This is a genomic window from Actinomycetes bacterium (assembly GCA_035489715.1).
Taxonomy (GTDB): domain Bacteria; phylum Actinomycetota; class Actinomycetes; order JACCUZ01; family JACCUZ01; genus DATHAP01.
In genome coordinates this window covers 1-4,870 of record DATHAP010000184.1, presented here as the reverse complement: position 1 = coordinate 4,870, position 4,870 = coordinate 1, and the positions used below count along the sequence as shown (strand labels likewise).

At 72.0% G+C, this 4,870-nt stretch carries 7 protein-coding genes; 4 read left to right on the top strand and 3 right to left on the bottom strand.

Features of this window, described 5'->3' with window-relative positions; genetic code table 11:
• Window positions 1-867 (top strand): exodeoxyribonuclease V subunit gamma (locus VK640_14985; GenBank protein ID HTE74485.1); only part of this gene is annotated, 867 nt, incomplete at its 5' end.
• 45 nt (window positions 868-912) lie between these two features.
• A complete protein-coding gene (locus tag VK640_14980; protein HTE74484.1) occupies window positions 913-1,293 on the top strand; it encodes a RidA family protein in 381 nt (126 codons plus the stop codon).
• A gap of 4 nt (window positions 1,294-1,297) precedes the next feature.
• Here VK640_14980 and VK640_14975 read toward each other — a convergent pair whose 3' ends face one another.
• The gene (locus VK640_14975) at window positions 1,298-1,819 is read right to left on the bottom strand and encodes a pyridoxamine 5'-phosphate oxidase family protein (GenBank protein HTE74483.1); all 522 of its coding nucleotides are present in this window, start codon (window positions 1,817-1,819) and stop codon (window positions 1,298-1,300) included.
• A 106-nt stretch (window positions 1,820-1,925) separates the two neighbouring features.
• Between VK640_14975 and VK640_14970 the strand changes: the two genes are divergently transcribed.
• Window positions 1,926-2,474 (top strand): dihydrofolate reductase family protein, encoded by a 549-nt coding sequence (locus VK640_14970; GenBank protein ID HTE74482.1) that lies wholly within the window; start codon window positions 1,926-1,928, stop codon window positions 2,472-2,474.
• Between the two features lie 60 nt (window positions 2,475-2,534).
• Here the strand turns inward: VK640_14970 and VK640_14965 are convergent, their stop codons facing one another.
• On the bottom strand, window positions 2,535-3,296 hold the full coding sequence (locus VK640_14965) for an ABC transporter permease (GenBank protein ID HTE74481.1): 762 nt from the start codon (window positions 3,294-3,296) through the stop codon (window positions 2,535-2,537).
• Window positions 3,293-4,195: an ATP-binding cassette domain-containing protein gene (locus tag VK640_14960; GenBank protein ID HTE74480.1), complete on the bottom strand. Its 903-nt coding sequence runs from the start codon at window positions 4,193-4,195 to the stop codon at window positions 3,293-3,295. Before VK640_14960 ends, VK640_14965 begins: the two co-directional genes overlap by 4 nt.
• 87 nt (window positions 4,196-4,282) lie before the next feature.
• Here VK640_14960 and VK640_14955 point away from each other — a divergent pair, with 87 nt between their 5' ends.
• Window positions 4,283-4,717 (top strand): MarR family winged helix-turn-helix transcriptional regulator, encoded by a 435-nt coding sequence (locus tag VK640_14955; protein ID HTE74479.1) that lies wholly within the window; start codon window positions 4,283-4,285, stop codon window positions 4,715-4,717.
• The last annotated feature ends 153 nt before the right edge of the window (window positions 4,718-4,870 follow it).

Here is a 4,870-nt window from a genome sequence, read left to right as displayed (position 1 = left end):
GCCGAGACGCGCGGCGAGGACGAGCCGGCCGACGCGCTGCCGGTCGAGCTGGACAACCTCGAGCAGTGGGCGGTGGGCGAGCGCGTGCTGCACGAGCGGCTGCACGGTCTCGACGTCGCCGACTGCATCGAGCTCGAGCGGCGTCGTGGGGTGCTGCCCCCTGGCCCGCTCGGTGAGGCCACGCTGCGGGCGCTGGGTCCGAAGGTGGAGGGACTGCTCGAGGCGTCGACCCTGGAGCGCGAGCTGCCCCCGGAGTCGCACGACGTCGACGTCGCGCTGGGTGACGGCACCCGGCTGGCCGGCACCGTCGCCGGGGTCCGCGGGACGACCGTGCTCTCGCTGACCTACTCGCGGCTGGCACCGCGGCACCGGCTGCTCGCCTGGGTCGACCTGCTCGCCCTGGCCGTCTCGCAGCCGGCCGTCGAGTGGCGGGCGGTCGCAGTCGGCCGGGGCCGCGGACGGGTCCGGGCGCAGCGCAGCGTCTTCGACCCGCTGCCGGTCGCCGACGCGGAGGCGGCGCTGGCGGAGCTGGTCGCGCTCTACCGCGCAGGTCTCCGGTCGCCGCTGCCGCTGCCGGTCAAGACCGCGGCCGCCTACGCCGAGCGGCGCAACCACTCGGACACGCCGTCCGCCCGCCAGGGCGCCGAGCGCGAGTGGCTCACCGCCCGCTTCCCCGGCGAGCAGGAGGACCCGGAGCACGTCCTGTTGCACGGCGATCGGGCGCCGCTGACCGTGCTCACCACCCAGCGGCCGGCCGACGGCGAGGGCGGGCCCGGTTGGCATCGCGACGAGACCGACCGCTTCGGCCTGCTCGCCCGCCGGCTCTGGGCGCGGCTGCTCGACCACGAGACGATGGTGCAGACGTAGTCTCGGGCTCCTCGGGCGACCCCGACCATGGCGAGGAGGATCTCCGTGCCGAAAGAGATCATCGCGACAGCCGACGCTCCGCAGAACCCCGCGTACAGCCAGGCGGTGAAGGCCGGGAGCACGGTCTACGTCGCAGGAACCATCGGTGTCGACGTGGCGACCGGTGAGTTCGCCGGAACGACCATCCGCGAGCAGACTCGTCAAGCGCTGCTCAACTGTCAGGCGATACTGCATGCCGCAGGCGCCGAGCTGAGCGACGCGGTCATGGTGCACGTCCTGCTGACCCGGCCCGACGACGCTCCGGGGGTCACCGAGGTGTTCGAGGAGTTCTGGCCCGAGGTGCGGCCGCCACGGTGCGTCTCGAAGATCGGCGTCGACCGGCCCGAGCTCCTGGTCTCCATCGCGATGACTGCAGTGGTCGGTTGATCCCCTAGAAGCGGTAGGCCGTCTGGCCGTGCTCGTCGCCGAAGACCAGGACCTTGGCCGGCGGCACTCGGAAGACCCATGCCCCACCCTCGGTGCTTCCCCCGGAGTCGCTGAGCTCGACGAACTGCTCGCCCCGCACCTCGAAGCGCCAGTCGTCCGCGTACTTGCCCGCCCACGCGTCCGCCAGCGCCCGCAGGGCACCGCCGTCGGTGACCCGCTCGGCGACGCCCTCGACGACGACGTCCTTGCCGGTGTCCCAGCCCTGTGCACCCGTGCTGCCTGTGGTCACCGCGACCTGTGGATTGCTCTCGAGGTTGCGGTGCTTCTGCTCGTCAGGGCCGGTGCAGAAGGCGAACGCGCCGTCGTGCCAGACGCCGACGAGCGGCACCGCGTGCGGGCGTCTGTCCGCCCGCACGGTCACGATCCAGTAGAGCTGGGCATCGGTGAGCAGCTGCTCGACGACGTGCCAGGGCGGTGCGGTCGCCGACGCGTCGCCGTACCTCGGGTCGATCTGTCCTGTGGTCATACCGGTGCCGACCGGCGCGAGCCACCGGACTCATCGGTCGCCCGCCCGACGACTAGGTTGGGCGCCGAGGCTGAGAACGCAGAGGACGACGAAGGGGCGCTGAGCAATGGGCCGGATCGTGTCGAACTTCTTCATCTCGCTCGACGGCGTCGTCGAGCGACCCGACCAGTGGCACTTCCCGTACTTCGACGACGCCATGGGCCGGATCGTCGGCGCCGGCATGGAGACGACGAGTGCCTTCCTGATGGGCCGCAAGCTCTACGACGAGTGGTCGGACTACTGGCCGCAGCAGGGCCCGGACGTGCCGTTCTCCGAGTTCATCAACGGCCTGCCGAAGTACGTCGTGTCGACGACCCTGCGGGAGCCCTCGTGGCACAACACCACGCTGATCTCCGGGGACGACGTCGCCGGCCGGCTGCGCGAGGTCAAGGAGAGCACCGACGGCGACATCGGCATGTCGGGCAGCGCCACCACCGTGCGCTGGCTGCTCGCCAACGGGCTGCTCGACGAGCTCGCGCTGCTGATGCACCCGATCGCGGTCGGCTCCGGGCAGCGGCTGTTCGAGGACACCCCGACCACCCCGCTCACGCTGGTGCACTCGGAGGCGCTGGACAGCGGCGTTCTGCACCTGCGCTACGCCCCGGCGGAGTCCTGAGCCAGTGCCTGACCATGGCTGACCGACCCGCTCGTCGCCGGCCCCAGAGCAGTCCCGCCGTCACATGACGTCCCGCCGGGGCGCGACGACGAGCGCCAGGGCGGCCGCTGCGACCGTGTAGCCCACGAGGACGAGCCCGGCGACCGGGGGCGCCAGCAGGCTGGCGCTGAGATCGAGGGACGGTCCGATCTGGAGCACAGCGGTGGTCGTCCCCAGCGGCGTCCACCGCCCCAGCGACGGGAGTGCGGGAAGAAGCAGGTACTCGACGGCCAGCATCCACACCAGCACGGCGACGACCGCGGCGACCTGGTTGCGGACGAGGGCGCCCACCGCGACGCCGATCACGCCGTACAGCGCCAGCACCAGCAGACCAGCCGCGAGCACCTGCCAGAGCAACGGGCCCGCGGTCAGGTCACCGTCCCGGGAGCGGATCAGCCCGATGGTGACAACGAGCGAGAAGGCGAGCGAGACGACGGCGATCGTCAGTCCACCGATGATCGACGCCAGGCACTTCGCGACCAGGACCCGGATCCGGCGCGGTTCGACCAGGAAGGTCGAGGTGGCCGTTCCGTAGCGGTGCTCCTGCGTAGACACCAGTACGCCGAGCAGCACAGCCATCACCTGGGGGACGCCCAGGCTCTCGCCGACCACCACGGCCAGCAAGCGGGAGTCGTCCAGGGTCAGCGGCACGTCCTGTGCATCGACCTGCGGAACACTGACGGCGACCGTCACAGCGACCATGGCCAAGGTCCCGAGGAACAGCCCGAGCGGGAGCCGGGTGCTGCGCAGCTTGAGCAGCTCTGCCCGCAGCAGGGCGGTCACCGGAGCACCTCTTCGGGGGCCGCGTCCTCGACCGGGTCCGGCTCCCCCACGAGGCGGAAGAACGCCTGCTCCAGCCCGCCGGTCGCGGCCAACGCGTGCAGCACGATCCCGTGCGCGGCAGCGAGCTCACCGACCGACTCCGGAGCGGCCTCCACGGCGAACTCGTCCTCGGTGCGGCGGTAGGGTTGTCCGGCCGCGTCGAGAGCCGCACCCAGCAGGTCGGGGTCCCCGGTGCGGACCCGGGAGCCGACCCCCGCCTCTGCCCGCATCGCGGCCAGGCTCGACGACCGGACCAGCCGCCCGCGGGCGATGACGAGGACGTCGTCAGCGGTCTGCTCGACCTCGTTCAACGCGTGGCTGGAGACGAGCACGGTCCGCCCCTCGTCGGCGAGCCGGCGGACGTACCCGCGCAGCCACCGCACCCCCTGCGGGTCGAGGCCGTTGGTCGGCTCGTCAAGGACGAGCACCTCCGGGTCACCGAGCATGGCCGCGGCGAGCCCGAGCCGCTGGCGCATCCCGAGGGAGAACTCGCCGACCCGACGCCGGGCGTCCTCGGCGAGACCGGTCTCGGCCAGCACCCGCCCCGGCGCGTCCGCGGGCAACCGCGCCGCCGTCGAGATCACCCGCAGGTGGTCCACCGCGGTCCGCCCCGGATGGAAGCCGGACGCCTCGAGGACGGCCCCCACCTGACGGACCGGGTCCGGCAGCTCGTCGTAGCGCCGGCCGTCGAAGGTCGCGGTGCCGCTGGTCGGGGCGACGAGCCCGAGCAGCATCCGCAGGGTGGTGGTCTTGCCGGCACCGTTGGGCCCGAGGAACGCGGTCACCCTGCCCGGCACCACCGTCGCTGTGACATCAGCGACGGCATGGATGCTCCCGAACGACTTGGTGAGGCGGTGCATCGCGATCACACCGGTCATGGTCGTTCGCCCGCGCCTCGCCGCATCGCCGCTCCTCAGGCTGCCTGAACTTCAGGTAGCCTTAACAACGTGCCACAGCCTCCGCAGGCGGTCAACACCGTCGCGCTGCTCGGCCAGGCCTACAGCCTGCTCGGCTTCCGGATCGTGGATGGCGTCGTGGGGGCTGGGTTCCCGCAGAAGCCGGCGCACTCGGCCGTCTTCGCGCAGATCTCACCTGAAGGCTCCCGCCTCACCGACCTGGCTCGGGGCGCCAACATGTCCCCGCAGGCGATGGGCGAACTCGTGGACGAGCTCCAGGAGCTCGGCTACGTCGTCCGCCGCCCCGACCCCACCGACCGCCGGGCCAAGCTGATCCTGCTGACCGCCAAGGGCAGGGCATGCATCCAGGCCGGGATCGTGACGATCGAGGGCATCGAGCACCAGCTGTCCGACCGGCTCGGCGAGCGCGGTCACCAGCAGCTCCGTCGGTTGCTGACCAGGATGCTCGACGATGGTGGCCCATGACCTCGTTCGGCCGGCGGGTGCCCTTAGGCTGAGGGGGTGCCGGAGCCGTTCGACCTCCTCGGGCCACTGCCGACCGGCACCACGGTGCTCGAGGCGAGCGCCGGCACCGGCAAGACCTTCACCATCGCCAACCTGGTCGCGCGCTACGTCGCC